The 24,795-nt window shown below is 69.6% G+C and carries 21 protein-coding genes and 3 pseudogenes; 14 read left to right on the forward strand and 10 right to left on the reverse strand.

Annotation, left to right across the window (positions count from 1 at the left end; translation table 11 throughout):
• The first annotated feature begins 42 nt into the window (after positions 1 to 42).
• The gene (locus AB0H86_RS37870; RefSeq protein ID WP_362449529.1) at positions 43 to 1,848 is read left to right on the forward strand and encodes a hypothetical protein; all 1,806 of its coding nucleotides are present in this window, start codon (positions 43 to 45) and stop codon (positions 1,846 to 1,848) included.
• Between the two features lie 199 nt (positions 1,849 to 2,047).
• Entirely contained in the window at positions 2,048 to 2,893 is an 846-nt protein-coding gene (locus tag AB0H86_RS37875) for a hypothetical protein (RefSeq protein ID WP_362449531.1), read from the forward strand.
• Between the two features lie 83 nt (positions 2,894 to 2,976).
• Here the strand turns inward: AB0H86_RS37875 and AB0H86_RS37880 are convergent, their stop codons facing one another.
• The 3 genes from AB0H86_RS37880 to AB0H86_RS37890 form a co-directional block, all read right to left on the reverse strand.
• Positions 2,977 to 4,530, reverse strand: a complete 1,554-nt coding sequence (locus tag AB0H86_RS37880) for a cellulase family glycosylhydrolase (protein ID WP_362449533.1) — start codon at positions 4,528 to 4,530, stop codon at positions 2,977 to 2,979.
• Positions 4,531 to 4,634: 104 nt separating this feature from the next.
• Entirely contained in the window at positions 4,635 to 5,474 is an 840-nt protein-coding gene (locus AB0H86_RS37885) for an ABC transporter permease (protein WP_362449535.1), read from the reverse strand.
• Positions 5,471 to 6,514 carry an ATP-binding cassette domain-containing protein gene (locus tag AB0H86_RS37890; RefSeq protein ID WP_362449537.1) on the reverse strand — a complete coding sequence of 348 codons (1,044 nt, stop codon included), beginning with the start codon at positions 6,512 to 6,514 and terminating at the stop codon, positions 5,471 to 5,473. Before AB0H86_RS37890 ends, AB0H86_RS37885 begins: the two co-directional genes overlap by 4 nt.
• 189 nt (positions 6,515 to 6,703) lie before the next feature.
• On the opposite strand from AB0H86_RS37890, the gene AB0H86_RS37895 reads away from it, so the two are divergent.
• Positions 6,704 to 7,438, forward strand: a complete 735-nt coding sequence (locus AB0H86_RS37895; RefSeq protein WP_362449585.1) for a TetR/AcrR family transcriptional regulator — start codon at positions 6,704 to 6,706, stop codon at positions 7,436 to 7,438.
• Here AB0H86_RS37895 and AB0H86_RS37900 read toward each other — a convergent pair.
• Positions 7,421 to 8,392 (reverse strand): WD40 repeat domain-containing protein, encoded by a 972-nt coding sequence (locus AB0H86_RS37900; protein WP_362449539.1) that lies wholly within the window; start codon positions 8,390 to 8,392, stop codon positions 7,421 to 7,423. The genes AB0H86_RS37895 and AB0H86_RS37900 overlap by 18 nt on opposite strands.
• A gap of 98 nt (positions 8,393 to 8,490) precedes the next feature.
• On the opposite strand from AB0H86_RS37900, the gene AB0H86_RS37905 reads away from it, so the two are divergent.
• The 3 genes from AB0H86_RS37905 (at position 8,491) to AB0H86_RS37915 (ending at position 10,912) form a co-directional block, all read left to right on the forward strand.
• Positions 8,491 to 9,174: a GDSL-type esterase/lipase family protein gene (locus AB0H86_RS37905; RefSeq protein ID WP_362449541.1), complete on the forward strand. Its 684-nt coding sequence runs from the start codon at positions 8,491 to 8,493 to the stop codon at positions 9,172 to 9,174.
• Between the two features lie 88 nt (positions 9,175 to 9,262).
• A complete protein-coding gene (locus tag AB0H86_RS37910; RefSeq protein WP_362449543.1) occupies positions 9,263 to 9,868 on the forward strand; it encodes a Uma2 family endonuclease in 606 nt (201 codons plus the stop codon).
• Positions 9,869 to 9,919: 51 nt separating this feature from the next.
• The gene (locus AB0H86_RS37915; RefSeq protein ID WP_362449545.1) at positions 9,920 to 10,912 is read left to right on the forward strand and encodes an aldo/keto reductase; all 993 of its coding nucleotides are present in this window, start codon (positions 9,920 to 9,922) and stop codon (positions 10,910 to 10,912) included.
• Between the two features lie 150 nt (positions 10,913 to 11,062).
• Here the strand turns inward: AB0H86_RS37915 and thpR are convergent, their stop codons facing one another.
• Entirely contained in the window at positions 11,063 to 11,635 is a 573-nt protein-coding gene (thpR, locus tag AB0H86_RS37920; RefSeq protein ID WP_362449547.1) for an RNA 2',3'-cyclic phosphodiesterase, read from the reverse strand.
• 112 nt (positions 11,636 to 11,747) lie between these two features.
• Between thpR and AB0H86_RS37925 the strand changes: the two genes are divergently transcribed.
• A complete protein-coding gene (locus tag AB0H86_RS37925) occupies positions 11,748 to 12,335 on the forward strand; it encodes a Uma2 family endonuclease (protein ID WP_362449549.1) in 588 nt (195 codons plus the stop codon).
• A 12-nt stretch (positions 12,336 to 12,347) separates the two neighbouring features.
• On the opposite strand, the gene AB0H86_RS37930 is transcribed toward AB0H86_RS37925, so the two are convergent.
• Together AB0H86_RS37930 and AB0H86_RS37935 are read right to left on the reverse strand one after the other, a co-directional pair.
• Complete coding sequence (locus AB0H86_RS37930) at positions 12,348 to 13,805, reverse strand: MFS transporter (RefSeq protein ID WP_362449551.1); 1,458 nt, start codon at positions 13,803 to 13,805, stop codon at positions 12,348 to 12,350.
• A 27-nt stretch (positions 13,806 to 13,832) separates the two neighbouring features.
• Positions 13,833 to 14,270, reverse strand: a complete 438-nt coding sequence (locus tag AB0H86_RS37935; RefSeq protein ID WP_362449553.1) for a MarR family transcriptional regulator — start codon at positions 14,268 to 14,270, stop codon at positions 13,833 to 13,835.
• Between the two features lie 151 nt (positions 14,271 to 14,421).
• Between AB0H86_RS37935 and AB0H86_RS37940 the strand changes: the two genes are divergently transcribed.
• The gene (locus AB0H86_RS37940) at positions 14,422 to 14,613 is read left to right on the forward strand and encodes a ribbon-helix-helix protein, CopG family (RefSeq protein WP_362449555.1); all 192 of its coding nucleotides are present in this window, start codon (positions 14,422 to 14,424) and stop codon (positions 14,611 to 14,613) included.
• A gap of 78 nt (positions 14,614 to 14,691) precedes the next feature.
• On the opposite strand, the gene AB0H86_RS37945 is transcribed toward AB0H86_RS37940, so the two are convergent.
• Entirely contained in the window at positions 14,692 to 16,143 is a 1,452-nt protein-coding gene (locus tag AB0H86_RS37945; protein ID WP_362449557.1) for an NCS2 family permease, read from the reverse strand.
• Between the two features lie 158 nt (positions 16,144 to 16,301).
• Here AB0H86_RS37945 and AB0H86_RS37950 point away from each other — a divergent pair, with 158 nt between their 5' ends.
• Both AB0H86_RS37950 and AB0H86_RS37955 read left to right on the forward strand, forming a co-directional pair.
• A complete protein-coding gene (locus tag AB0H86_RS37950; RefSeq protein WP_362449559.1) occupies positions 16,302 to 16,583 on the forward strand; it encodes a DUF2530 domain-containing protein in 282 nt (93 codons plus the stop codon).
• Positions 16,584 to 16,696: 113 nt separating this feature from the next.
• Positions 16,697 to 19,087: a cation-translocating P-type ATPase gene (locus AB0H86_RS37955; protein ID WP_362449561.1), complete on the forward strand. Its 2,391-nt coding sequence runs from the start codon at positions 16,697 to 16,699 to the stop codon at positions 19,085 to 19,087.
• A gap of 103 nt (positions 19,088 to 19,190) precedes the next feature.
• Here the strand turns inward: AB0H86_RS37955 and AB0H86_RS37960 are convergent, their stop codons facing one another.
• The gene (locus AB0H86_RS37960; protein ID WP_362449563.1) at positions 19,191 to 20,033 is read right to left on the reverse strand and encodes a hypothetical protein; all 843 of its coding nucleotides are present in this window, start codon (positions 20,031 to 20,033) and stop codon (positions 19,191 to 19,193) included.
• A gap of 399 nt (positions 20,034 to 20,432) precedes the next feature.
• On the opposite strand from AB0H86_RS37960, the gene AB0H86_RS37965 reads away from it, so the two are divergent.
• The 4 genes and pseudogenes from AB0H86_RS37965 to AB0H86_RS37980 all read left to right on the forward strand — a co-directional run.
• Positions 20,433 to 20,774: a CU044_2847 family protein gene (locus AB0H86_RS37965; protein WP_362449565.1), complete on the forward strand. Its 342-nt coding sequence runs from the start codon at positions 20,433 to 20,435 to the stop codon at positions 20,772 to 20,774.
• Entirely contained in the window at positions 20,774 to 23,857 is a 3,084-nt protein-coding gene (locus AB0H86_RS37970) for a serine protease (RefSeq protein ID WP_362449567.1), read from the forward strand. Before AB0H86_RS37965 ends, AB0H86_RS37970 begins: the two co-directional genes overlap by 1 nt.
• Positions 23,858 to 23,872: 15 nt before the next feature.
• A pseudogene (locus AB0H86_RS37975) lies at positions 23,873 to 24,200 on the forward strand (transposase); the annotation flags it as partial.
• A gap of 96 nt (positions 24,201 to 24,296) precedes the next feature.
• A pseudogene (locus tag AB0H86_RS37980) lies at positions 24,297 to 24,488 on the forward strand (DUF6086 family protein); the annotation flags it as partial.
• A 6-nt stretch (positions 24,489 to 24,494) separates the two neighbouring features.
• On the opposite strand, the pseudogene AB0H86_RS37985 reads toward AB0H86_RS37980, so the two are convergent.
• Positions 24,495 to 24,758 (reverse strand): annotated as a pseudogene (locus AB0H86_RS37985) (phosphotransferase); the annotation flags it as partial.
• Positions 24,759 to 24,795: the final 37 nt, after the last annotated feature.

Raw genomic sequence — 24,795 nt, forward strand, 5'->3', positions numbered from 1 at the left:
CGTCCGTTCGGGAGGAACAAGGTGCGCACGCACAGGATCAGGATGGCCACACTGGTGGCCCTGGCAGTTGGTGGCCTGGCGCCGGCCACCTGCGGGGTCGCCCTTGCCGACGACCCCGGCGCGACCGCCACGGGCGGCTCCAGCAGCGCAGGCGATCTGTTCCAGCAGAACACCGCCCAGGAGAGCAAGCAGAACAACAACTGCTCACACGAGAATTCTCCCGTCCTGCCCGAGTTGACGGACAACAGAAGAGACGTGCGGTGCGTGACTGACGACGCGTCTTGGAACAAGCACGACCTCGTCGAGGATGGCGGGGCCCGCGCCGAGGGCGGATCCAGCACCGCCAGCGGCGTGATGCAGCAGAACACCGCGCAGCAGGGACGGCAGAACAACAACTGCGCCAACCCCAACGCCTCCCCCGTCGACGCGAGCGGTGGCGGGCGGCAGGAGAGCAGGTGCTTGACCGGCGACGCCTCCCGCAACAAGCACACCACCGTCAAGAGCGGCGGCGCGCACGCCGAAGGCGGATCCAGTACCGCCGGCGACGTGGTGCAGCAGAACACGGCACAGGAGGGCCGCCAGAACAACAACTGCGCCAACCCCAACGCCTCCCCCGTCGGCGCGAGCGGTGGCGGGCGGCAGAAGAGCGAGTGCGCCAACAAAGACGCCTCCCGCAACAAGGACACCACCCTCAAGAGCCGCGGCGCGCACGCCGAAGGCGGATCGAGCACCGGCGGCGGCGTGGTGCAGCAGAACACGGCACAGGAGGGCCGCCAGAACAACAACTGCGCCAACCCCAACGACTCCGGCGTCACCGCGAATGAGGGGCGGCAGGAGAGCGAGTGCGCGAACAAGGACGCCTCCCGCAACAAACACACCACCCTCAAGGGCGGCGGCGCGCACGCCGAAGGCGGCTCCGCCACCGCCAGCTCCGTGTTCCAGCAGAACACCGCGCAAGTGGGACGGCAGAACAACAACTGCGCCAACCCCAACGACTCTGTCATCACCGCGCGTGAGGGTGGGCGGCAGAAGAGCGGGTGCGCGAACAAAGACGCCTCCCGCAACAAACACACCACCCTCAAGGGCGGCGGCGCGCACGCCGAAGGCGGCTCCGCCACCGCCAGCGTGGTCCAGCAGAACACGGCGCAAGAGGGCCGGCAGAACAACAACTGCGCCGACCCCAACGACTCCCGCGTCGACGCCATCGAGGGTGGGCGGCAGAAGAGCGGGTGCGCGAACAAAGACGCCTCCCGCAACAAACACACCACCGTCAAGAGCGGCGGCGCCCATGCCGAAGGCGGCTCCAGCACCGCCAGCGGCGTGACCCAGCAGAACACCGCCCAGGAAGGGCGACAGAACAACAACTGCGCCGATCCCAACTTCTCCTCCGTCATCACGAGCGGGCGGCAGGAGAGCGGGTGCGTGAACAAGGACGCCTCCCGCAACAAGCACACCACCGTCAAGAGCGGCGGCGCGCACGCCGAAGGCGGCGCCAGCACCGGCGGCGAGGTGATCCAGCAGAACACCGCCCAGTCGGGCCGGCAGAACAACAACTGCGCCGACCCCAACTTCTCCTCGATCATCGGGACCGGCGACCGGGCGGAGACCCGGTGCAAGACGATCGACCACTCCAAGAACATCGGCACCGCGGAGATCAGCGGCGGCGCCGAGGCGGAAGGCGGTTCGAGCGCGCTGAGCCTGTCCCAGCAGAACACCGCCCAGGAAGGCCGGCAGAACAACAACTGCGGCAACCCCAACAACCTGACCGTCACCGCCACCGGCAGCAGCACGCAGGCCGAGTGTGTTGCCGTCGACCGGTCCACCAACATCGGCTCCGTCCACCGCTAGACGCCACTCACCGCACTCCCAGCCGCAGCCGGCCCCGCCCGACCAGTTCCCCGGGCGGGGCCGGTTGGCCTTCTTCGCGAACCGTGACTTTTCGACCGGCCGGGCGTTCTTGATCGCGGCAAGGGCCGTCGCCGCACAGGGAACCACCCGGATGCGGCGCAACGGGACCCGACGGTGAACGGTCAGGAGATCCGGGCGTATGGGACAGCGGGGACGGCACGCGGCGCCGAGTGCCAGGGCGCGGAAGATCCGCCAGGCGGCGGCCGTGGTGTTCGTAACCGGTGCGCTGGTCGCCGCCGGCGGCAGCAGCGCCTTCGCCGACATCCTCGAAGACGTCCCCTTGAACGGGGAGGAGAACACCGACCAGGACGGGCAGCAGAACCTGTCCTGCGGCAACTCCGCCCGTCTGGTGCGGCTCAACGTCGCAGAGACGGAGCACCGGGAACGGGTCTGCGTCGATGACGACGGCCACACCCGCCACAACAGCGCCCATGCGGGCGGCGCCCGGGCCGCAGGCGGCACCTCGATCGGTCCTCAGGTCAACACCGCCCAGACCGGCAAGCAGAACCTCTACTGCGGCAACTCCTCCGACACCCTCACCGTCAACGTCGCGGGCACCATGAGCTGGGACACCACCTGCATGGCCGCCGACTACGGCAACCTCCCCCGCAGCAGCGGTCACGGCGAGCACGCGGGTGGTGCCCAGGCCGTCGGGGACACCTCGATCGGTCCTCAGGTCAACACCGCCCAGACCGGCAAGCAGAACCTCTACTGCGGCAACTCCTCCGACACCCTCACGGTCAACGTCGCGGGCACCATCCGCAAACACACCACCTGCACCGCCGTCGACGACTCCTCCCCCGGCACCGGCGACACGCACCGCGGCCGCGCGTCCGCCAAGGCCGGCCAGGCCGTCGGATTCGAGACCAACACCGCCCAGAACGGCCGCCAGAACCAGACCTGCGGCAGCCCCGGCATGGGCATCGAGGTACCCCTCGGCCAGACCGGACGCGAGGCCCACTGCACCGTCCTGGACAGCCCCTGAGCTCCAGTCGGCACCAGGTGCCCGGCGGCTACCACCGGGCACCCTTACGGCACACGGCACCGCAGCTCATACGCCCGTCCGACTCAAGCCGCCGTGCAACTCACACTCGGCACACCCCCGCCCCCCGGCGCTCCCCCGAACCCGAAGCTCGCCGAAGCGCCCGCCGCGATCGCCCCGTTGTGGGAGGCGTTCACCGCGGTCACCGTCGAACCGCTCTGCGTGTACGAGGCGTTCCACATGCTGGTGACCTTCTGGGAGCCGGGCCAGGTCCAGGTCACCTTCCATGAACTGATCGCCGTGGCCCCTGAGTTGGTGACCTTCACCTCGGCGTTGAAGCCGCCGCCCCAGTCGCTGCTGACGGTGTACGCGGCGGTGCAGGCGGCCGTGCCCCCTCCCGGATCACTGGGGTCACCGGGATCGCCGGGATCGCCGGCCGGGAACCCCGGCGCCTTGACGCTCGCCAGGTACCCGTCCTTCACGGTGTCCACGGTCGACCAGTCGTCCTTCAAAATCCCGCCCGTGTCACCGGAGTTGGGGTTCCAGGACCAGAACGTCCAGTGGAAGGAGTCGGCTCCGTACGTCGACGTGGGCCGGAGGTAACTCACCAGTGCGGCCAGCCACTTCTGGTCCACCGTCGACTGGAGGGTGGTCCCGAACTCGCCGACCCACACGGGCGCGATGTTCTGCTTGAAGATGTAGCCCCAGTACTTGTCCCAGATCCCCGGCATGTTGTTCGGGAACGTCGGATCGCTGAACCAGCTCTGCTGGGCGACGCTGGTGGCGTAGTCGTGGGCGGAGTACACGACCCGGCCCGCCACGTCGAGCTGCACCGGGTACTGGGCGACTCCCATCAGGTTGCCGCCCCACCAGCCGGAGACGCCGTTGAAGGTCTGCACGCCCTCGACGAAGATCAGCAGCTCGGGGTTGACGGACAACACCGCGTTCCCGGCGCGCTGGGCCGCCAGCCGCCAGTCCCTCGTGGTGTCGCCGCAGCCCCAGCAGGCGGGGTCGTGGGGCTCGTTGTGCAGGTCGATGCCCACGACGGCGGGGTTGCCCTGGTAACGGGTCGCCAGCGACTTGAGGTTGGTGATCCAGGTCGACTCGGGGACCGCCGCCGTGTACCAGAGCGCCGACTGGCCGCCGGCGTCCGGGCGGTGCCGGTCCAGGATGACCTTGAGGCCGTCCTGACCCGCGTACTCGACGATCTTGTCCAGCACGCCCAGCGAGCTGAGCCCTTGCAGGCCGGCGTTCTTGCCGCCGGAGAAGTCGATGCTGTTGGGGACCGTGGAGCTCTTGAAGATGTCGTCGCTGAACGGGATGCGGAGGGTGTTGTAGCCCAGCGACCTCATCTGGTCGATCATGCTCTTGTAGTCACGGGACCAGAGGCCGTGGACGACGTAGTTGCCGGTCTCGAAGCCGAACCAGTTGATCCCGGCGACCCGGACCGGCTGACCGGCCGCGTCCAGGATCTGGCGGCCGCTGGTGTGCCAGTAGCCGGCGCCGGCCTCCGCGGCCGCCGTGGTCGCCCTGGCCGCCCTGGCCGCCGTAGCCGCCGTGGCCGCCGTCCCTGTCCCGGCCAGGAGTAACAGGAGCGCCGCTGCCACGGCACACAGCGCACTGCCCGCTCTTCGCACCATGTCGCTGCTTCCTTTCGGGGGCGCGGGCCCGGAATCATGGGAGCGCTCCCACACCCGCACCCCCCATGGAAGCAGGTCACATCAACACGTCAAGGACTCCGGCGTCACCGGCTCAGCCTCTGGAACCTCCGTACCGCCAGCGGCAGGAAGATCGCCGTGAGGACCACCGGCCACCCGGCCGCCATCAGCAGCGCGTGCCGCTCGACCCAGGAGCCGCCGTCGCCGACCGGCGTCCCGAACAGCTCGCGGGTGGCCGCCGCGGTGGACGAGATCGGGTTCCAGGCGGCAACCGTGCCGAGCCAGTCGGGCATGAGCTGCGGCGCGACGAAGATGCTGGAGATCATCGTGAGCGGGAAGGCGACCGCGAACAGCCCGCCCGCCGCCTCGGGGTTGGGCACCAGCAGCCCGAGCCACACGCCGATCCAGATCAGCGCGAACCGCAGCCACAGCAGCAGCCCGAAGGCCCCCAGGAAGCCGAGCCCGCCGTCCGGCCGCCACCCCATCGCGAACGCCGTGCCCATCATGATCCCCAACTCGGCGCAGGCGACGAGCAGATCGGTCACCCCGCGCCCGGCGACCACCGCGGACGCGGCCATCGGCATGGAGCGGAAGCGGTCGATGACGCCCTTGGTGGAGTCGTAGACGACGACGGTGGCGGTGTTGATGAAGCCGAACGCCATGGTCATCACGAACATCCCGGGCATCAGGAAGTCCTTGTAGTCCCCGCCGCCCGGCACCCGCATGGCGCTGCCGAAGACATAGCCGTAGAGGAGGACGGAGAGGATGGGAAAGCCCAACTGCCAGGCGATGTTCACCGGTTGGCGCTGGTAGTGGGTCAGTCCGCGGCGGACGATGTTCCAGCAGTCGGCGAACACCCAGTAGACACGGCCGCGGCCGGCCGGGCCGGCCGGGTCTGTCAGGTCGGTCAGGTCGACGGCGCTCATACGGCGGCCTCCTTCCCCGTCGATTTCCCCGTCGATTTCCCCGTCGATTTCCCGGTCGGGTTCTCTGTCGAGCTCTCGGTCGAGTTCCCGGTCGAGGCGTTCGTCCGGTGTCCGGTCAGGCGCAGGAACACGTCGTCGAGGCTCGGCCTGCGCAGCCCGATGTCCTCGACCTGGACGCCTTCGTCCTGGAGGGTCCGGGCCACCTCCGTGAGAGCGAGGACCCGGTCGGTCACCGGGGCGTGGACACGCAGTTCGGCGTCCTCCGTCTCGGGTTCGCCGTCCGAGACCCGGGCGACGACCTTCACCGCCCGGGGGATGTCGGCCCGCTCGGCGACCACGACCTCGATCCGGTCACCGCCGACGCGGTTCTTCAGCCTGTCCGGGGTGTCGTCGGCGATGGCCCGGCCCTGGTCGATGACGGTGATGCGGGAGGCCAGCTTGTCGGCCTCCTCCAGATGCTGCGTGGTCAGCAGCACGGTGGTGCCGCTCGCCACCAACGCCCGTACGGAGTCCCAGACCTCGCCGCGGCTACGAGGGTCCAGTCCCGTCGTCGGCTCGTCGAGGAAGAGCACGGCGGGGGCCAGGATCATCGACGCGGCGAGGTCGAGCCGGCGTCGCATGCCGCCGCTGTACTTGCCGACGCCCTTGTCCGCGGCGTCGGTCAGGTCGAACTGCTCCAGCAGCTCGACGGCCCGCAACCTGGCCCGCCTGCGGCCCAGATGGAACAGCCGACCGAACATCTCCAGGTTCTGCCGGCCGGTGAGCACCTCGTCGACCGCCGCGTACTGCCCGGTGAGGCCGATCCGGGCGCGCACCTCGCGCGGCCGGCGAACCACGTCGAGCCCGGCCACCTGCGCTCGGCCGCCGTCCAGCCGGACCAGCGTGGACAGGATGCGGACGGCGGTGGTCTTGCCCGCGCCGTTCGGTCCGAGCAGGCCGTGCACGGTGCCCTCGCGCACGGCCAGGTCGAAGCCGTCGAGGGCACGTTTCCCGCCGTAGTTCTTCTCCAGGGCCTGTGCCTTTACGGCGTACCCCTCCATGGATCCCTCCCTAGGTAACTGAGTACAACGTACCCGATTGCGCGTACGTTGTACTCGGTTTTTCGCGCCGGATCTAAGCTGAACGGCATGACGAGTGGCAAGGGCGGCACCGACCGCACGGGCGGTACCAGCGGCGCGAGCGGTACGGACGGCACGGAGACCAGCGGCAGCGGCGACATCGCGCGCACCATGGAACTGCTGTGGGACACCGGCCGACGCCCCAGCCGAGGGCCCAAACCGGGCCTCACGCTGGACCAGATCGTGGAAGCGGCCGTCCGGGTCGCGGACACCGAGGGGCTGGAGTCGGTGACCATGCGCCGGGTCGCCACCGAGCTGGGCACCGGCACCATGTCGCTGTACCGGTACGTCCCCGGCAAGGGCGAGCTGCTCGACCTGATGCTGGACCGCGTCCAGCGACCGTCCGAGAACCCCGCGGACCTCGGCGACGCCGGCGACGTCGGCTGGCGCTCCACCCTGGAGGCCCTGGGCCGCGCCACCCTCGCCCTCTACCGCCGGCACCCCTGGCTGCTCCGGGTCAACCAGTCCCGCCCGATCCTGGGCCCGAGCGCGATCGACGGCATGGAGAAGGTGCTCAGCCGGATCAAGCCGATGGGACTCACCGACCCCGAGCTGGTCTCGGCGATCATCATGATCGACGGATACGTGGTCGGGGCGGCCCGCACCCAGCTCTACGAGCGGGAGGCGGAGCGCCGCACGGGCCTGACGGACGCGGAGTTCTGGCAGGCCCAGACGCCCATGCTGGAGAAGATCATGACCTCGGGCCGCTACCCGCTGCTGGCCTCACTCTCCAAGGACACCTTCGGCTCCGACTTCGACCACTTCGAGTTCGGGTTGCAGCGGATCCTGGACGGGCTGGAGGTGTTCGTCACCGAGCGACGCGCGCGCTCAGGAGCGGCGGAATAGCCTCCGGAGCCCGAAGAGGGCCGCGACCGCGACCACCGCGATCGCGCCGACCTTGACGTTGCCGCTCATGCCACCGTCGCCGCCACCGTCGGAGTCGCCCGAACTCCCGCTCGCCGAGGGCGACTTGGCACCGGAGTCGCCGGGCGCGTCCTTGTCCTCCACCGGACTGTCCGTGCCCTCGCTGCCGTACATCAGCTTCGTGCCGTCGGCGGAGTAGCTGACGGACTCGCCCTGCCCTTGAAGGGGCACGCTGAGCCGCCCCTTCCGTTTGATCTTCCCGCCGTTCCAGTCGTACCAGATGCCGCCGAGGTAGCCGCGTACGGCGAGCTCCTTGCCGTCCGGGGACAGGGCGGCGTCGGTGGCCCACAGGTCGACGGGGGCGATCGGCTTGAAGACGTTGGCGCCGGAGGCGGAGAGCTTCGCGGGCCCCTCGTAGAGATGCCCGCCGTCCTCCTTCTTGTCGATGATGTACGTCCGCCCGGTCTTCGGATCCACGACGAGCGACTCGGCGTCCCGGGCGCCGTCGGAGTACTTCACGACGTACTGCGTGGCACGGATGGTCTGGTTCTTGAGCTGCTTGGGCTCGGGCAGCTGGTAGATCCACACGTACGGCCAGTTGCCGCCCAGGTTGTCCCCGATGTCACCGACGTAGATCTGGTTGTCGGGCCCGATGGAGATCGCCTCGACGTCACGCGGGGTACCGACGCCGGTGAGGGTGATCGTGGCGACGGTCTTGCCGGTGGAGCTGTCGACGGCGTAGAGGTACGGGCCGTCGTCGCTGTCGTTGTGCGTCCAGTAGACGCCGGGATGCTGACGGGAGGCGGCCAGCCCGCTGGACTCGGTGATACGGGGGTCCGAGATGGTGAACCCCTCGTCTCCGTCCGCGGCGGCGGCCGGCACGGCGAGCACACCGACGAGGAAGCCAACGGCAAGGAACGCAAGGGAGCGACGCATGGCCCAAGCCTGCCATCCCGGCCCCGGTGTGATGGCGCGTGGCGGGCCTCACACGCTCGCGCACCCCACCCGTTCCGGAGATCGTCCATCATGAGCGGATGCTTAGGATCATGCCGGTCGGCGACTCCATGACGATCGGGAGCGCGGGCGAACACACCTGGCGCTACTGGATGTGGCGCCACCTGTGCACGACGTACGGCGGCCCGTTCGCCCTGGTCGGCCCGCGTGAGACGCTCCACGACAAGACGACGGACGCGCCCACCTCGTACGCCTACGCCGACCCCGACTTCCCGCGCGCCCACCTGGCCGGCTGGGGCGAGGGCTGGCTGCACATGGCCCCGCTGATCGGCGGGGCGGTACGGGAGACCGGGGCGGACGTCCTCCTCGTCTCGCTCGGCCTGATCGACCTGGGTTTCTACACGAACGCCGAGCAGACGGCGGAGAACGTCCGGGCGTTCGTGGCGGCGGCGCGGGAGGCCAACCCGCGGATACGCGTCGTCCTGCTGCCGGTGATCCCCAACATCCGGGCCCGGACGGACGCCGACTTCGCGACACAGGTGGCGCTCTTCAACGACCTGCTGGCGAAGACCGCGGCCGACCTGGACGAGCCGCGCTCGCCCCTGCTGCCGGCCTCGCTCCCGTCCTCGTACGACATCCACACCGACACCTACGACGGGACGCACCCGAACCAGAGCGGCGAGCACAAGATCGCGGCGGCGTTCGCGGACGCGATGTACCAGGCGTGGGACGTGGCGGGACCGTACCCGGCCGAAAGCACCTGACCGAATCCGGGCGTGCCCTGGTCACTCTGCGTATCGTTGTACCGCGCGGCTGCACTCGTCCGAGCTGCAGCCGGGGAGGAGCGCCACGATGACCGTCCTTGAAGACAGGATCGAGATGGCCGAGAGCAGCGAGAACAGCGCGAGTGTCGACGAACCCACTCTCGACGCGCTGTTCAAGTGGCTTGAAGAGAGTCCCATCCCCGAGGGCTACAAGACCGAGATCGTCGGGGGGAATATCTTCATGTCACCTCAGCGGGACACCCATTGGGACATCACCCTGGACATCGTCGAGCAACTGCGCGCCAAGTACCCGCGCAAGCGCCTGAAGTCCGACGTCCGCATCGACTACCCGGGCCGCCTCAACGGTTTCGCCTCCGACGTGACGCTCGTGGCCGACGGCGCCGACAAGGACGACAAGGGCCTCTGGCGCTACCAGGACGTCGAGTTCGTCGCCGAGGTGATCTCGAAGAGTACGGGCGCCAACGACTACGGCCCCAAGAAGACCGCGTACGCCGAGGCCGAGGTCCCCGTCTATCTCGTCGTCGACCCGTACCAGGGCAGGTGCCACCTCTACACCCACCCGAAGGACGGCGACTACGCGACCGAGACGAAGGTCCCCTTCGGAGACGACGTGGACCTCACCGGCACCGTCGTGGACCTCGTCCTCAAGACGGCCGGGTTCCCCCGGGACTGAGGCAGGCAGGGCTGCTTGCATAGAGCGCACTCCAAGTCGTTGGCTTGGACCATGAAGTACACGCAGCTCGGACGCACGGGACTCAAGGTCAGCCGACTCGTCCTCGGCACCATGAACTTCGGTCCGCAGACCGACGAAGCGGACAGCCACGCGATCATGGACGCGGCGCTGGACGCGGGGATCAACTACTTCGACACGGCCAACGTCTATGGCTGGGGCGAGAACAAGGGCCGCACCGAGGAGATCATCGGTAGCTGGTTCGCCAAGGGCGAGGGCCGCCGCGACAAGGTCGTGCTCGCCACCAAGGTCTACGGCAACATGGCCGGGGACGGGCCCTCGTGGCCCAACCACGACAAGCTGTCCGCCGTGAACATCCGGCGGGCCGTGGACGCCAGCCTGAAGCGGCTGCAGACCGACTACATCGACGTCTACCAGTTCCACCACATCGACCGCTCGACTCCCTTCGAGGAGATCTGGCAGGCGATCGACGTCCTCATCCAGCAGGGGAAGATCCTCTACGTCGGGTCGTCCAACTTCCCCGGCTACAAGATCGCCCAGGCCAACGAGATCGCCGCCCGGCGCGGCGGCACCATCGGTCTCGTCAGCGAGCAGTGCCTGTACAACCTGGCCGAGCGACGCGCCGAGATGGAGGTCATCCCGGCCGCGCAGGAGTACGGCCTCGGGGTCATCCCCTGGTCGCCGTTGCAGGGCGGGCTGCTGGGCGGGGTCATCAAGAAGGAGGTCCTGGGCGGACGCCGTGCCTCCGGGCGGGCCGCGGACACCCTCGCCAACCCCGCCTCACGCGCCCAGATCCAGGCTTACGAGGACCTGCTCGAGAAGCACGGGATCGAGCCGGGTGAGGCCGCGCTGGCCTGGCTGCTGACCCGTCCCGGCGTGACGGGCCCGATCGTCGGTCCGCGCACCGCCGAGCAGCTCGACTCCGCCCTGCGCGCGGTCGAGCTGGAGCTGAGCGAGGATCTGCTGACGGGCCTGGAGGAGATCTTCCCCGGTCCGGGGCCGTCTCCGGAGGCGTTCGCCTGGTAGGCGGCGGCCCGCCGGGGGTCGCCGCGCTGTCGGCCGGCGGTGGTCGGGTGCTACCTCCCGACCGCCGCCGCCACCGCCACCACGACGAACAACAGCACAAGCGCACCGGCCATGATCCGGTTCCGGGTTTTCGGGTCCACGTCTTCGAGCCTAACCGGCCGCCTCCAGGGGCCAGCGGCCGACCGTCTCATAGCGGGGCTGTTCTCCCGGCACCCCCGACTTCGGCAGGTCGCTGCGGACCAGGGTCAGCTCGTCCACTGTCCAGGTACGGCTCGCGAACCGCCTCAGGGCGTCCAGGTACGGCTGGACGTCCACGTTCTCCCGGCTGCGGGCCACCGTCAGATGGGCCTTGTACCGACGGTGCTCCCCCATCGGTACGCCCGCCTTGCGCGCCGCCGACTCCGCCCGGTCCGCCAGCAGCCGCAGTGCGGACACATCACCCTCCGCGCCCGCCCACAGCGCCCGCCCGTGCCCGAACTGACCGCCGCCACGCACCGCCAGCGGGAAGCGGGCGGTGCGGTGCGCGGCCCGCTCCAGCCGTGCCGACAGGTCCGGTACGAGGTCGTCGTCCACCTCGCCGTAGAAGGCGAGGGTGTAGTGCCAGCCCGGGCGGCCGGTCCAACGCAGGCCGTCCGCACCGGGGAGTCTCCGCAACTCGGCCACCTCGGCGGCGAGTTCGCTGGTCACGTCCTCGGGGGGCAGCACGGCGGCGAAGAGTCTCATGGGGCCAGTCTGCCCGCCGGGCCCGCACGCCCGGGCGTGTCCTGGTCACCGTGCGTATCGTTGTACCGCGCGGCCGCACTCGTCCACAGGGCAGCCGGGGAGGAGCGCCACGATGACCGTCGTAGACGACAGGATCGCCATGGCCGACGCCAACATCAAGCGCTTGGACGAGTGGTTCGAGCGGCTTGAGCGGATGCCCGTCCCCGAAGGCTTCAGGGTCGAGATCGTCGGGGGCAACGTTCACATGACGCCGCAGCGCGACACCCGCTGGACGATCATTCGCCGGATCGTACGGGCCGTCGAGGACAGGTTCGGGAGGGACGCCAAGGTCTTGTCGGACGTGCGCATCGACTTCCCCGGGCACGAGAACGGCTTCTGTCCGGACGTGGCCCTGCTCAGCGCCTCGGCGGTGAAGGACGACGAGGGACGCTGGCGTCATGAGGACGTCGAGTTCGTCGCCGAGGTCATCTCCCGGGGCACGGCCGCCAACGACTACGGCCCCAAGAAGACCGCGTACGCGCTGGCCGAAGTCCCCGTGTACCTCATCGCCGACCCGTATCAGGGCACGTGCCGTCTCTACCTCCACCCCAAGGGCGGCGACTACCGGATCGAGACGAAGGTCCTGTTCGGAGACGACGTGGACCTCACCGACACCGTCGTCGGCCTCACTCTCGAGACCGACGACTTCCCCCGCGACTGACGCCCCGCGGGGCTACGCCGCCGCGGCCAGTGGCTCGCGCTCCCGTGGTACGAAGGCGACCCGTGGATGCCCGCCGTTCCAGCCCACCGTCATACGCAGGTTGCCCATCCGGGCCAGGACCAGGCCGATCACCGCGGCCGCGGTGGCCGCGATCGCGCCGCCCGCGGCGAGGCCGACCCGGGCGCCGTACGTGTCGGTGACCCAGCCGACGATCGGGGCTCCGACCGGCGAGCCGCCGAGGAAGACCATCATGTAGAGGGCCATCACACGGCCGCGCATGGCCGGGTCGGTGGACAGCTGGATGGTGGTGTTCGTGGTGACGTTCACCGTCATGCCGAAGAGCCCGAGCGGGATCATGAACAGCGCGAACAGCCACAGCGACGGTGTCATGGCCGCCACGATCTCCAGCGTGCCGAAGACGATCGCCGCCCCGATCAGCACCCTCAGCCGGGCGGTACCGCGCCGGGCGGCGAGCAGGGCGCCGGCCAGCGAGCCGACCGCCATCAGGGTGTTGAACATGCTGTAGGCGCCGGCGCCGCCGTGGAACACGTCGTCCGCGAAGGCGGAGAGGTAGACGGGGAAGTTGAAGGCGAAGGTGCCGACGAATCCGACGAGGACGATCGGCCAGATCAGCTCGGGTCGCCCGGTGACATAGCGGACGCCCTCCCGCAGCTGCCCCTTGCCGCGCGGTGCCCGCTCGACGGCGTGCAGCTCACGCGTGCGCATCAACAGCAGGCCGGCCAGGGGGGCGACGAAGGACAGGCCGTTGGCGAGGAACGCGTAGCCGGTGCCGACGCCGGTGATCATCAGTCCGGCGACGGCGGGGCCGACCAGCCGGGCGGACTGGAAGTTCGCCGAGTTCAGGCTGACCGCGTTCTGCAGTTGCGCGGGGCGGACCAGTTCGGAGACGAAGGACTGGCGGGCCGGGTTGTCCACGACGGTCGCGAGGCCCACGGCGAAGGCGGCGAGGTAGACGTGCCAGACCTGGACGTGTCCGGACAGGGTCAGGACGGCGAGCGCGATCGCGGTGAGGGCCATCGCCGACTGGGTTACGAGCAGGGTGGGCCGCTTGCGCAGCCGGTCGACCAGGACACCGCCGTAGAGGCCGAACAGCAGCATGGGCAGGAACTGCAGGGCCGTCGTGAAGCCGACGGCGGTCGAGGAGCCGGTGAGGCTGAGGACCAGCCAGTCCTGGGCGATGCGCTGCATCCAGGTGCCGATGTTGGAGACGACCTGGCCGAGGAAGAAGAGCCGGTAGTTGCGGACCTTGAGGGAGCCGAACATCGACGACTTGCGGGCGACGCCTACGACGGGTGCCTGCGGCGAGAGCTGGGGGCTGGTCGCGGGCTCGGGGCCGGTCGAGGGCTCAGGGCTGGTCGAGGGCTCGGGGGTGTGCGGGGAGTCGTGTGCGGTCGGGGTGTAGTGGGTGGTCGGTGCGGGGGCGGAGTCTGCTCCGGATCCCGTACTCAAAAGGGCTCGCCTCCTCGTGAACGCTGCTTACCGGTGTGCGAGCTTCTCCAGCACGGGGGCGGCGGCGCGCAGTTTCGCCCACTCGTCCTCGTCGAGACCGTCGACCAGGGTGGCCAGGAAGGCGTTCCGCTTGCGGCGGCTCTCCTCGAGCATGGCCTCGGCCTGCTCGGTCTTCGTGACGACCTTCTGACGGCGGTCCTCGGGATGCGGCTCCAGGCGGACCAGCCCCTTGGCTTCGAGCAGCGCCACGATCCGGGTCATCGACGGCGGCTGGACGTGCTCCTTGCGGGCGAGTTCGCCCGGGGTGGCCTTGCCGCACAGGGACAGGGTGCCGAGCACCGACATCTCGGTGGGGCTCAGCGACTCGTCGACCCGCTGGTGCTTGAGTCGGCGCGACAGGCGCATCACGGCGGAGCGTAGGGAGTTCACGGCGGCAGCGTCGTCGCCATGGGTAAGGTCCGGCATCTCTTTAGCGTAACTCATTACTCTGGCTAAACAAGCTGGAGTGCACGACGATTCCCGTGACACGGACCACTGAAACCCGATCTTCACCCGTACGAGTGAAGGGGCGGCGGAAAGTGAACGGCATCGGAAGCCTGGCCCCGACCCTCGTGTCATGGGGACCAGTGTGCTCAGCCTGCGGATAGACGGGGAGCTGCTCGATCGGCTCCGGCACCATGCGGCGAAGAGGGGGATGAGCGTCCAGGACTATGTGGTCCGGACGCTCGTCCGCGACGACTTCGACGAGCGGTTCCAGGCCGCCGTCGACGAGACGGAGAAGTTCTACGGGGTCAACGGGGTCACGTGAGGCCCTGTGGATCCCGTGAGGGCCTCTCCGGATCAGGTGAGGCCGGGAGCCGGCATCAGGTGAGATGGAGGGCCGGCATCAGGTGAGACCGAGGGCCGGCATCAGGTAGTAGAAGGCGAACACGGCCGACACGACGTACATCGCGGCCGGGATCTCCTTGCCCCGGCCGGCCGCCAGGCGCAGCACCACGAAGGTGATGAAGCCCATGCCGATGCCGTTGGTGATCGAGTAGGTGAACGGCATCATCACCATCGTCACGAAGGCCGGGATGGCGATGGTGTGGTCGGCCCAGTCGATCTCCTTGACCGAGCCGGCCAGGATCAGGAAGCCGACCGCGAGCAGGGCCGGGGTGGCGGCCTGGGACGGGACCATCGTGGCGATCGGGGTCAGGAAGAGCGCCACGGCGAACAGGCCGCCGGTGACGACGTTCGCGAAGCCGGTGCGGGCGCCCTCGCCGACGCCGGCGGTGGACTCGACGAAGCAGGTGGTGGCCGAGGAACTGCTGGCACCGCCCGCGGCGACCGCGATGCCGTCGACGAAGAGGACCTTGTTGATGCCGGGCATCTGGCCCTGGGCGTCGGTCAGCCTGGCCTCGTCGCTGACGCCCATGATCGTGCCCATGGCGTCGAAGAAGCAGGACAGCAGCACGGTGAAGACGAAGAGGACGCCGGTCAGCACGCCGACCTTGTCGAAGCCGCCGAAGAGGCTGACCTTGCCGAGCAGACCGAAGTCGGGGGTGGCGGCGGGGTTGCCGGGCCAGGTGGGGGTGGTGAGACCCCAGGACGGCACCTTCACGACCGCGTTGATGATCACGGCCAGGACCGTCATCGTGACGATCGAGATGAGGATCGCGCCGGTGACCTTGCGGACGATGAGGGCCAGGGTGAGCAGGGCGCCCAGGACGAAGACGAGCACGGGCCAGCCGTTGAGGTGGCCGTCGCCGCCGAGTTGGAGCGGGACGGTGGTCTGGGCGACGTCCGGGATACGGGAGATGAAGCCGGAGTCGACGAGGCCGATCAGCATGATGAACAGGCCGATGCCGATGGAGATGGCCTTGCGCAGTCCGTAGGGCACGGCGTTCATGACGCGCTCACGGAGCCCCGTGGCGACCAGCAGCATCACGATGAGGCCGGCCAGGACGACCATGCCCATCGCGTCCGGCCAGGACATCCTGGGTGCGAGCTGGAGGGCGACAACCGAGTTCACACCGAGGCCGGCGGCGAGCGCGATCGGCACGTTGCCGACGACTCCCATCAGCAGGGTGGTGAACGCCGCTGTCACGGCCGTCGCCGTCACCAGCTGGCCACTGTCGAGCTGGTGCCCGTACATGTCCTTCGCGCTGCCGAGGATGATCGGGTTCAGCACGATGATGTAGGCCATCGCGAAGAAGGTGGCGAATCCGCCGCGGATCTCGCGGGGCAGGGTGCTGCCCCGTTCGGTGATCCTGAAGTAGCGGTCGAGGGCGCCGTATGCGGGCGTGCCGCCCGGTTGACCGGGCGCGGGGACCTTGGCGGGGGCCGAGGTGGGCATGCGAGACCTCATCACCAGCGACTTTCCCCCAGGAGCCTTGGTGTTTCGTACGAAGAGAAGTAGCCGGACACAAACGGATTCAGTATGAACATATGACCTCGGGAACGCTATCTCCGCGCGTAGATACCGGGCGGAGAGCGGGGCCGTAAGCTGTCCCCATGGACGTGTTCTCTTCGGGATCCCTCAAGCACGAGGCGCCGGAGCCCCTGGAGGGCCCCATCGTCCCCACCATCGTCGGTGGCACGATCCTCTGGTTCGTCCTCTTCCTGGTGCAACTCCCCTTCTACGGCTGGTTCGACGACCACGGCCACGCGTGGTGGGTGTGGACCTGCCTGGCCGGGGGCGGGCTCGGATTCATCGGCATCTGGTACGTCCGCCGGCGGGAAGCGGCGATCAAGAAGTCGGACGCCGAGGACGGGCCGGCCACTGCCGCCGAGTGACCGGCGGCCCGTAGTACCAGGGCATCGCTCACCCCCGTCTCCTCTCCTCCGCAAGTCGGATCTTCCGCCCACTCGGCGGGTGAAGGCGTAAATCCGCACGTACCGTCGGATGCATGACGCACATCGACGCGGGCGCCGAAGTCGACCCTGCGCACCCCACAACAGCCCTGACGGTGACCGGTCTCAGCACCGCCGAGGTCGCGGAGCGGGTGGCCCGGGGGCAGGTCAACGACGTGCCGGTGCGCAGCAGCCGGTCCCTGGCCGAGATCGTCCGCGCGAACGTCTTCACTCGGTTCAACGCGATCATCGGTGTGCTCTGGCTGGTCATGCTGTTCGTCGCGCCGATCCAGGACAGCCTGTTCGGCTTCGTGATCCTCGCCAACACCGGCATCGGCATCGTCCAGGAGTGGCGGGCGAAGAAGACCCTGGACTCGCTCGCCGTGATCGGGGAGGCCCGGCCGACCGTACGGCGGGACGGGGTCGCCTCCGCGGTCGCCACCAGCGACCTGGTGCTGGACGACCTCATCGAGTTCGGGCCCGGCGACAAGGCCGTCGTGGACGGGGTGTGCGTCGAGGCCGACGGGCTGGAGATCGACGAGTCGCTGCTGACGGGAGAGGCCGATCCCGTGGTCAAGCGGCCGGGCGACCAGGTCATGTCGGGCAGCTTCGTGGTCGCCGGCGGCGGTGCCTTCAAGGCGACCAAGGTCGGGCGCGAGGCCTACGCCGCCCAGCTCGCCGAGGAGGCCTCCCGGTTCACCCTCGTCCACTCCGAGCTGCGCTCCGGTATCTCCACGATCCTCAAGTACGTGACGTGGATGATGATCCCGACCGCGATCGGCCTGGTCATCAGCCAGTTGTTCGTCAAGAACAACGACCTCAAGGACTCGATCGCGCGGACGGTCGGCGGGATCGTGCCGATGGTCCCGGAGGGGCTGGTCCTGCTCACCTCCATCGCGTTCGCCATCGGTGTCATCCGGCTTGGCCGAAAACAGTGCCTGGTGCAGGAACTCCCGGCCATCGAGGGCCTCGCCCGTGTCGACACGGTCTGCCTCGACAAGACGGGCACGCTGACCGAGGGCGGCATGAACGTCACCGAGGTGCGGGCCCTGGACGGCGGCGACGAGTCGTACGTACGCAAGGTCCTGGGCGCCCTCGGCGCGTCCGACCCCCGGCCGAACGCCTCGCTCCAGGCGATCATCGACGCCTACCCGGACGTCGAGGACTGGCGCCGCACCGAGTCGCTGCCGTTCTCCTCCGCCCGCAAGTACAGCGGCGCCTCCTTCACCGAGGGCAACGGGGAGAGCGGTACCTGGCTGCTCGGTGCCCCGGACGTGCTGCTGCCTGCCGACGCCCCCGACCTCGCCGAGACCGAGCGGCTCAACGAGCAGGGCCTCAGGGTGCTGCTGCTGGCCCGGGCCGTCCGCGGCCTCGACGATCCCGAGGTCGCCGCCGGTACCCAGCCGGCCGCGCTCGTCGTACTGGAACAGCGGCTGCGGCCGGACGCGGCCGACACGCTCGGCTACTTCGCCGAGCAGAACGTCCGCGCCAAGATCATCTCCGGGGACAACGCGGTGTCGGTGGGCGCGGTGGCCGCCAAGCTCGGGCTGAACGGTGCCACGGTGGACGCGCGCCGGCTCCCCGCCGACCGGGACGGCATGGCCGAGGCGCTCGACGAGGGCACGGTGTTCGGGCGGGTCACCCCGCAGCAGAAGCGGAACATGGTGGGCGCGCTGCAGTCACGCGGGCACACCGTCGCGATGACCGGCGACGGCGTGAACGACGTGCTCGCGCTGAAGGACGCCGACATCGGCGTGGCCATGGGGTCGGGGTCGGAGGCCACCCGGGCGGTCGCGCAGATCGTGCTGCTCAACAACAGCTTCGCGACGCTGCCCTCGGTGGTCGCGGAGGGCCGGCGGGTCATCGGCAACATCACGCGGGTGGCGACTCTCTTCCTGGTGAAGACGGTCTACTCGGTGCTGCTGGCCGTCCTCGTGGCGTGCTGGCAGGTCGAGTACCCCTTCCTGCCCCGTCATCTGACGCTGCTGTCCACCCTGACCATCGGCATCCCGGCCTTCTTCCTGGCCCTCGCGCCCAACAGGGAACGGGCCAGGCCCCACTTCGTCCGGCAGGTCATGCGGTACTCGATACCCGGCGGGGTGGTGGCGGCGGTCGCGACCTTCGTGACGTATCTGATCGCCCGTCACTACTACACCGGCAGCGACGCGTTGGACGCGGAGACCAGCGCCGCCACGCTGACGCTCTTCCTGATCTCCATGTGGGTGCTGGCGATCATCGCCCGCCCCTACACCTGGTGGCGGATCGCCCTGGTCGCGGCGATGGGTGCGGCGTTCCTGGTGGTCCTGGTGGTGCCGTGGCTCCAGGACTTCTTCGCGCTGAAGCTGGTCGGGGTGACGATGCCGTGGCTGGCGGTCGGCATCTCGGTGGTCGCGGCGGCCGTCCTGGAACTCGCGTGGAGGTGGGTCGACCGCCGCGTTGCCGCTTAGCGCTGGGCTAGGGCCCTTCTTGCCTACGAGGCTCCTGTGGAGTGTTGTCTGCGGGAGCATCGTGGCTGGTCGCGCAGTTCCCCGCGCCCCTTGGGGGCGCGGTTCAGCGTACGTCGACGTAGTCGCCCGTGGCGCTGACTGCCGGGGTCGTCGAGGTGCCGGCGAAGCTGAAGCGCCAGTAGCCGTCGTAGGCGGCCGTGGCGGTGGCCTTCACGTTGCCGGTCGAGTCCGAGGTCACCGTCTTGACCGTGGTGTACGTGGTGGTGCCCGCCTTGCGGAACTGGAGCTTGACCGGCTGGGCGGTGTAGCCGTGGTACTGGCCGTCCTCCCAGTTGGCGCGGGACAGCTTGCCCGTGGAGGTCACGGTCTTGCCCTTGTAGACCGGCTCGGGGCCGGCGTTCACGGTCAGCTTGGAGTAGCGCTGCACCAGGGTGGTGGCGAGGGCGCCCTGGTCCTTGTAGCCGACCTTGCTGTAGTCGATGCTGCTGGAGGACGGGTCCTGGCCGTTGAAGGCGGTCGCCTCGGCGGCGGCGTGCCAGGTACCGGCGTCCGCGTTGGCGAGGTCGCCGTCGGCGGGGTGGATGTCGATGGAGCCGGTGCAGGTGGCGGTGGTCGACGAGGTCGCCGTGCAGGTGGAGAAGTCGTCGTCGTAGACCTCGTTCGTCGGGGCGTCGTACGAACCGCGGTAGATGAAGGCGTCGGTGAAGAAGTCGTCCGCCGTGATGTCGACGTCCGTGCCGTGGGTCAGCGTGTAGGTGACCGCGGCGGAGACCTCGTTGGTGGTGCCGACCTTGATCGCGGAGGCGATCTTGAAGTTCGAGAAGCTGACGTCCAGCGTGTACGGGGTGCCGGAGTCGGCCGCCTGTGCCGCCGGAGCGGCGAGGGCGGAGAGGGCCAGGGCGCCGGTCAGGGCGGAGACGGCGGCCAGCTTGGCTCTTGTGCGCATTGCGTTCCCCAGGGGGAGAAGTGATCGAGGAGTCTTTTTGACTCACGCGATCAGATCCACGAGGGGTGGGACTGGTTGTAGCCACTCGGCTTGATTTGATCGTTGCGTGGGCAACCTTTGGCTTCCGCATGACGAAAGCGGAACGCCGGCCTCAGGAAGTCCCGGGTGTGACTGAGCGCGCTGGGGCCTGTCCGGCCGATCTTGTCGACGTCGCCGTGGGCGGCCGGCGCCGCGGGCCGCGCGGCTTCTCCTGCCTTCGCCGGGAGGCACCTCATTTCGCGCCCAGCAAGAGCGGCCGGACGGACCTTGGTCGGGGCAGCGGAAATGTGCCGTTCAGCCACCGTATTGACGGTTTAGCAAGTAGCGTGCTCGCTGATCGTCCTATCGTCAGGGGGGGCTGTGGCGGAGCAGCGGGCGCGGCTGGCCGAGGTGGAGTTGGACAACGGCCAGGTGATGCTGGTGGAGGTGGTCTCCAGCGGCGGTGGTGATGTGGCGGCGTCGGGTCGCCTGCACCTGTCGCAGGTGAAGGAGACGCTGGGCGAGGTCAGCCGATGGGCCCTGGAGAGCGTGCGGGAGGCACTGCCCCAGCCGCCCGACCGGCTGGAAGTCGAGTTCGGACTCAAGCTGGCGGTCAAGTCCGGTCGGCTGCTCGGCGTCCTCGCGGAGGCCGGCGGCGAGGGGAGCATCACGGTCAAGATGGGCTGGGACCGGGTAGCCGAGCAGCACCCGGACACGACCTGATGGACCGTACGGCGCTCGGCACGGAACTGGACGAGCTGGCTCGCCGGCACGCGGTGGCGGTGCGGCTCGGAAGCAGGTTCGCCGGCAGCGGCTTCCTACTCACCTCCGACCTGGCGGTCAGCTGTGCGCACGTGGTCGCGGACGCACCGCACGAGGTCGGTATCGAGGTCGGCGGGCGCCGGTACGGCGCGGCGGCGGTCGAGTGCCTACCGGCCCGGCCCGGCGACGGCGACTACTACGCCTTCCCCGACCTCGCCCTGATCCGACTGACCGAGCCGGTGCCGGACCTGGACGGGGTGTGGTTGGCCGAGCACACTCCAGCGGCGGGATCCACGGTGCTGGCCCTCGGGTACAGCACCTACACCACCGAGGCCGGGCCCGCGGTGGACTCCCTGCACCTGCGCGTCGCCGGTCAGTCGGGTCCGATGCTGCGGGTGGCGGACGACCGGGTGGTGCCCGGGATGAGCGGTGCGCTGGTGCTCGATCCGGCCAGCGGCCGGGTGTGCGGGATGGTGAAGGCCTCCCGCGACCAGGACAACGTCCAGGGCGGCTGGATCGTGCCGTGCGAGGTGCTGGCGCGGCATGCCGCCGAGCGGTTGGCGGGTGCGGCTGGGCACCGGCCTGGCACCCGGTGGTTCGACCTGGCCAGTGGGCGCGCCGAGTTGAGCCGGACGCTGAGCCGGACGCTGTTCGGCACCGAGGACCCGGTCGCCGAGCCGCCGGCGCCGCCGCCGGACCCGCGCCCCTCCTGGTGGCTGGACACCCGCAACCAGGTGGTGCCGTTCACCCCGCGCCCGGAGCTCGACGAGCTGCTCGGCTGGTGCGGCGACCAGTCGGGCCCGGCAGTGCGGCTGGTGACCGGCAGCGGCGGGGCCGGGAAGACCCGACTGGCGATGCGGTTGTGCTGGACACTGCGTCAGCAGGGCTGGCTCGCGGGCTTCCTGCCGGAGGGGCTGGCGGAGGGCAGCGAGACGGTGACGGAGACGGTGGCCGCCGGGTACCGGGTGCTGCTGGTGCTCGACTACGCCGAAACCCGCGCCGAGGAACTGGGGACCCTGCTCAAGGGGCTGGCCCGGGTGCATGATTCGGCGCGGATCCTGCTGCTGGCCCGCTCCGACGGACCGTGGTGGACGACCGTGACCACCGAGTTCGAGCAGGTCACCGACCCGCGGCCGGTGCCGCTCTCCCCGCTCGCCGAACGGCTCGGCACCCGCCACGTGGTGGCCGAGGCATGGCGGGCCTTCAACACCGCCGTCCTGAACCGCGCCGCGCCCGAACTGCCGCCCCGGCTGGCCGGCTCCGACAGCTCCGACAGCTCCGGCGATGCGCTGACCCTGCACGCCCTGGCCCTCGACGAGGTGCTGAGCCAACGGGACGGAACCTGGTCGACGGCACCGGACCCGCTGCTGGCCATCCTCGGTCACGAGCAGCGGTACTGGCGCAGAATGAGCCGCGAGCACGGACTGGCGCTGGCCCGGGACCACGTCCGCCTGCGCCAGACGCTGGTGGTCCCGACCTTATTCGCCGCCGCGGACGGCGATCAGGCGGCGACCGCGCTCCAGGCTCTGGCCGAGCTGTCGATGGCCGCGAGCTCCGAGGCCCGCCCGGCTGCGCAGTTGCTCCGCCAGCTCTACCCGCACGCCGAGCTGTACTGGGCTCCCATGCAGCCCGACCGGCTGGGCGAGGCCCTGCTCCTCGACGTGGTCGCCGAGGCCGACACCGTGGCGGCGGCCACCCGGCTGCTGGTCGCCATGCTGTCCGAGTGCGACACCCAGCAGGCCGCACGCGCCCTGGTGGTGCTGAACCGCGCCGCGTACCCCTTCCTTGCCGCAGCGACGGAGCGGACCGAGCGACTGGCGGCCGTGCTGCCCGCCCTGGTGCGGCAGCAGCCGCGCTGGTTCGCCACCGCCGCGGTGGCGGTCCCGCTCAGGCTGACCGAGGAACTGCTGTCCGCGCTGACAGCCGTGGCCCAGCAGGCCGACGCCGACCTGCTCCAGGAGATCCTCACCCGGCTGCCCGAATCTCACGGCCGGCTGCAGAAGTTCGCGGTGCTGGCCGCTCAGGAGCTGGTGAACCGGCGGGCGGCCGCGCTGCCACGCTGGGGCTCTGCCCGGTCGCAGCCGGCCGAGGCGGACCGGTTGGCCCAGGCACTGAGTGAACTGGCGGTCCGCTGCGAGGGAATCGGGGAGTTGGCGGAAGCGGCCCGGGTGACCGAGCAGGCGGTGAAACTGGCCCGCAAGTTGGCCGGCGTCGACCCCCGCCGCTACCAGCCGGCCTACGCCGACTGCCTCGACGTCCTGGGGCTGCGGCTGTACAACCTGGGTCAGATCGAACAGGCTCGGCGCGTCTGCGAGTCGGCGGTGCGCGAGTGGAAGGACATCGTCCGCAAGGACGTCCGGTTCGCTCCCCGGCTCGTCGACGCGCTGCTGGGTGTGGCGCAGCTGTGGTCGGAGACGGGCCACGGCGGCCGCGCGCTGTCCGCGTTCCAGCAGGCCGCCGGCCTCTCCGTCGAGCTGATCAAGGCCGACCGGTTCGCCCACGGGCGGCAACTCGTCCGCTGCCTCCACGCGTTCAGTGTCCAGTTGAGCCGGGAGGGGATGCACCCGGCGGCGGTGGAGCAGGCCGAGGCTTGCCTGGTGGCGACGAGATTGTTCGAGCCCGAGTCGCCGGAGGAACTGTCGGCGGTGGCCGACTGCATGGAGAACTACTCACGCACCCTCGCGGCCGTCGGTCGGGTGGACGAGGCCATCGACTGGAAGGGTGAGTGTGCGCAGACCCGCCAGCGTGCGGTGGGCATGTTCGTTGCCGTGACCTTCCCTTCCCAATACGCCGTACCCGCTGCCCCGGCGGCTGTACTGGAGCCCCTGGTCATCACCCTGTACGGGCTGGCCCACCTGCTGGATCGGGCCGGGCGCGGTGAGGAGGCCGAGACAGCCCGCGCGACGGCGGCGCGGGAGCACCTTCGGTTGGCCTACACTCCCGGTCCCGAAGGCGGCACCCAGGCCTACCTGGAGTTGTCCGAGGCGTGGCTCAGGCAGATCGCGGCCTCCGACGGGTTCTTCCGGGACCTGCCGATCATCTGAGTCGTTGATACGACCATGGGGCATAGGGGTGATCTGACTGACGCGGAGTGGGAGCGACTTGAGCCGCTTCTGCCGGTTGGCAACGGTCGTTGTGGCAGGTGGCGGGACCATCGGCAGGTGGTGAACGGGGTGCTGTACCGGGTCCGGACGGGCGTCCAGCGGCGCGACCTGCCCGAACTGGCCGTGGAAGACCGTGCACGAGCGGCATCGGCGCTGGTCGGCGGACATCACTTGGGAGCTCCAGCGGGTCCAGGTCGAGGCAGATCCGGCCGGATCCATCGACTGGGTCGTCTCCGTCGATTCCACGTCCGTGCGCGTTCATCATCACGCGGCCGGCGCCCGGGTCGAGGCGTCGGCCGCGGTAAAAAAGGGGGCTCCGCGTAGGCGATCAGAACCGCTGGATACGGCGGCCTGCCATGATCAATTGAAAGGTGACTCGATGAGCCAGTACTTCGACATGGGCGACGAGACCCTGTGGAACCCGTCCAATGGCACGTCCCGTATGTTCCAGCGCCAAGTGGCGGTCTTCGAGGCGGAGCTGGAACTCTCATCGGGCATCGGTCCGATGGAGAACGACGAGTGCCAGATCGATCCGATCACCTTTGAGGCTTTCGTTAACGCCCTGCTGGCGCTCGAACGGTTCGCCGATCCGCACAGGCGTCGGAATCGGGAGCGGAAGACGCGGAGCCAGGACAGGCAGCCACCGGCACTCCTTGGGCAGAAGAGCCGGGGCACCTTCCGTGCGCGGCATGCGCACGGCCAACTCATCCCCAAGGCGCCATATCTGGTTGACCCAGCCGCCCGCTACCTCGCGGATGGGCAGCCCCGCGAGGTCCGGATGCTGGTCCTTGAGAAGATCGTGCACCAGCTCTGCGGTGATCTCGATCTCGGAGTTGGTCATGCGAAGCCACATACTGGGGTAGGCGGAGCGGCTCTCG

Origin of the sequence: Streptomyces sp. NPDC050997, assembly GCF_040660135.1 — a bacterium.
Taxonomy (GTDB): domain Bacteria; phylum Actinomycetota; class Actinomycetes; order Streptomycetales; family Streptomycetaceae; genus Streptomyces.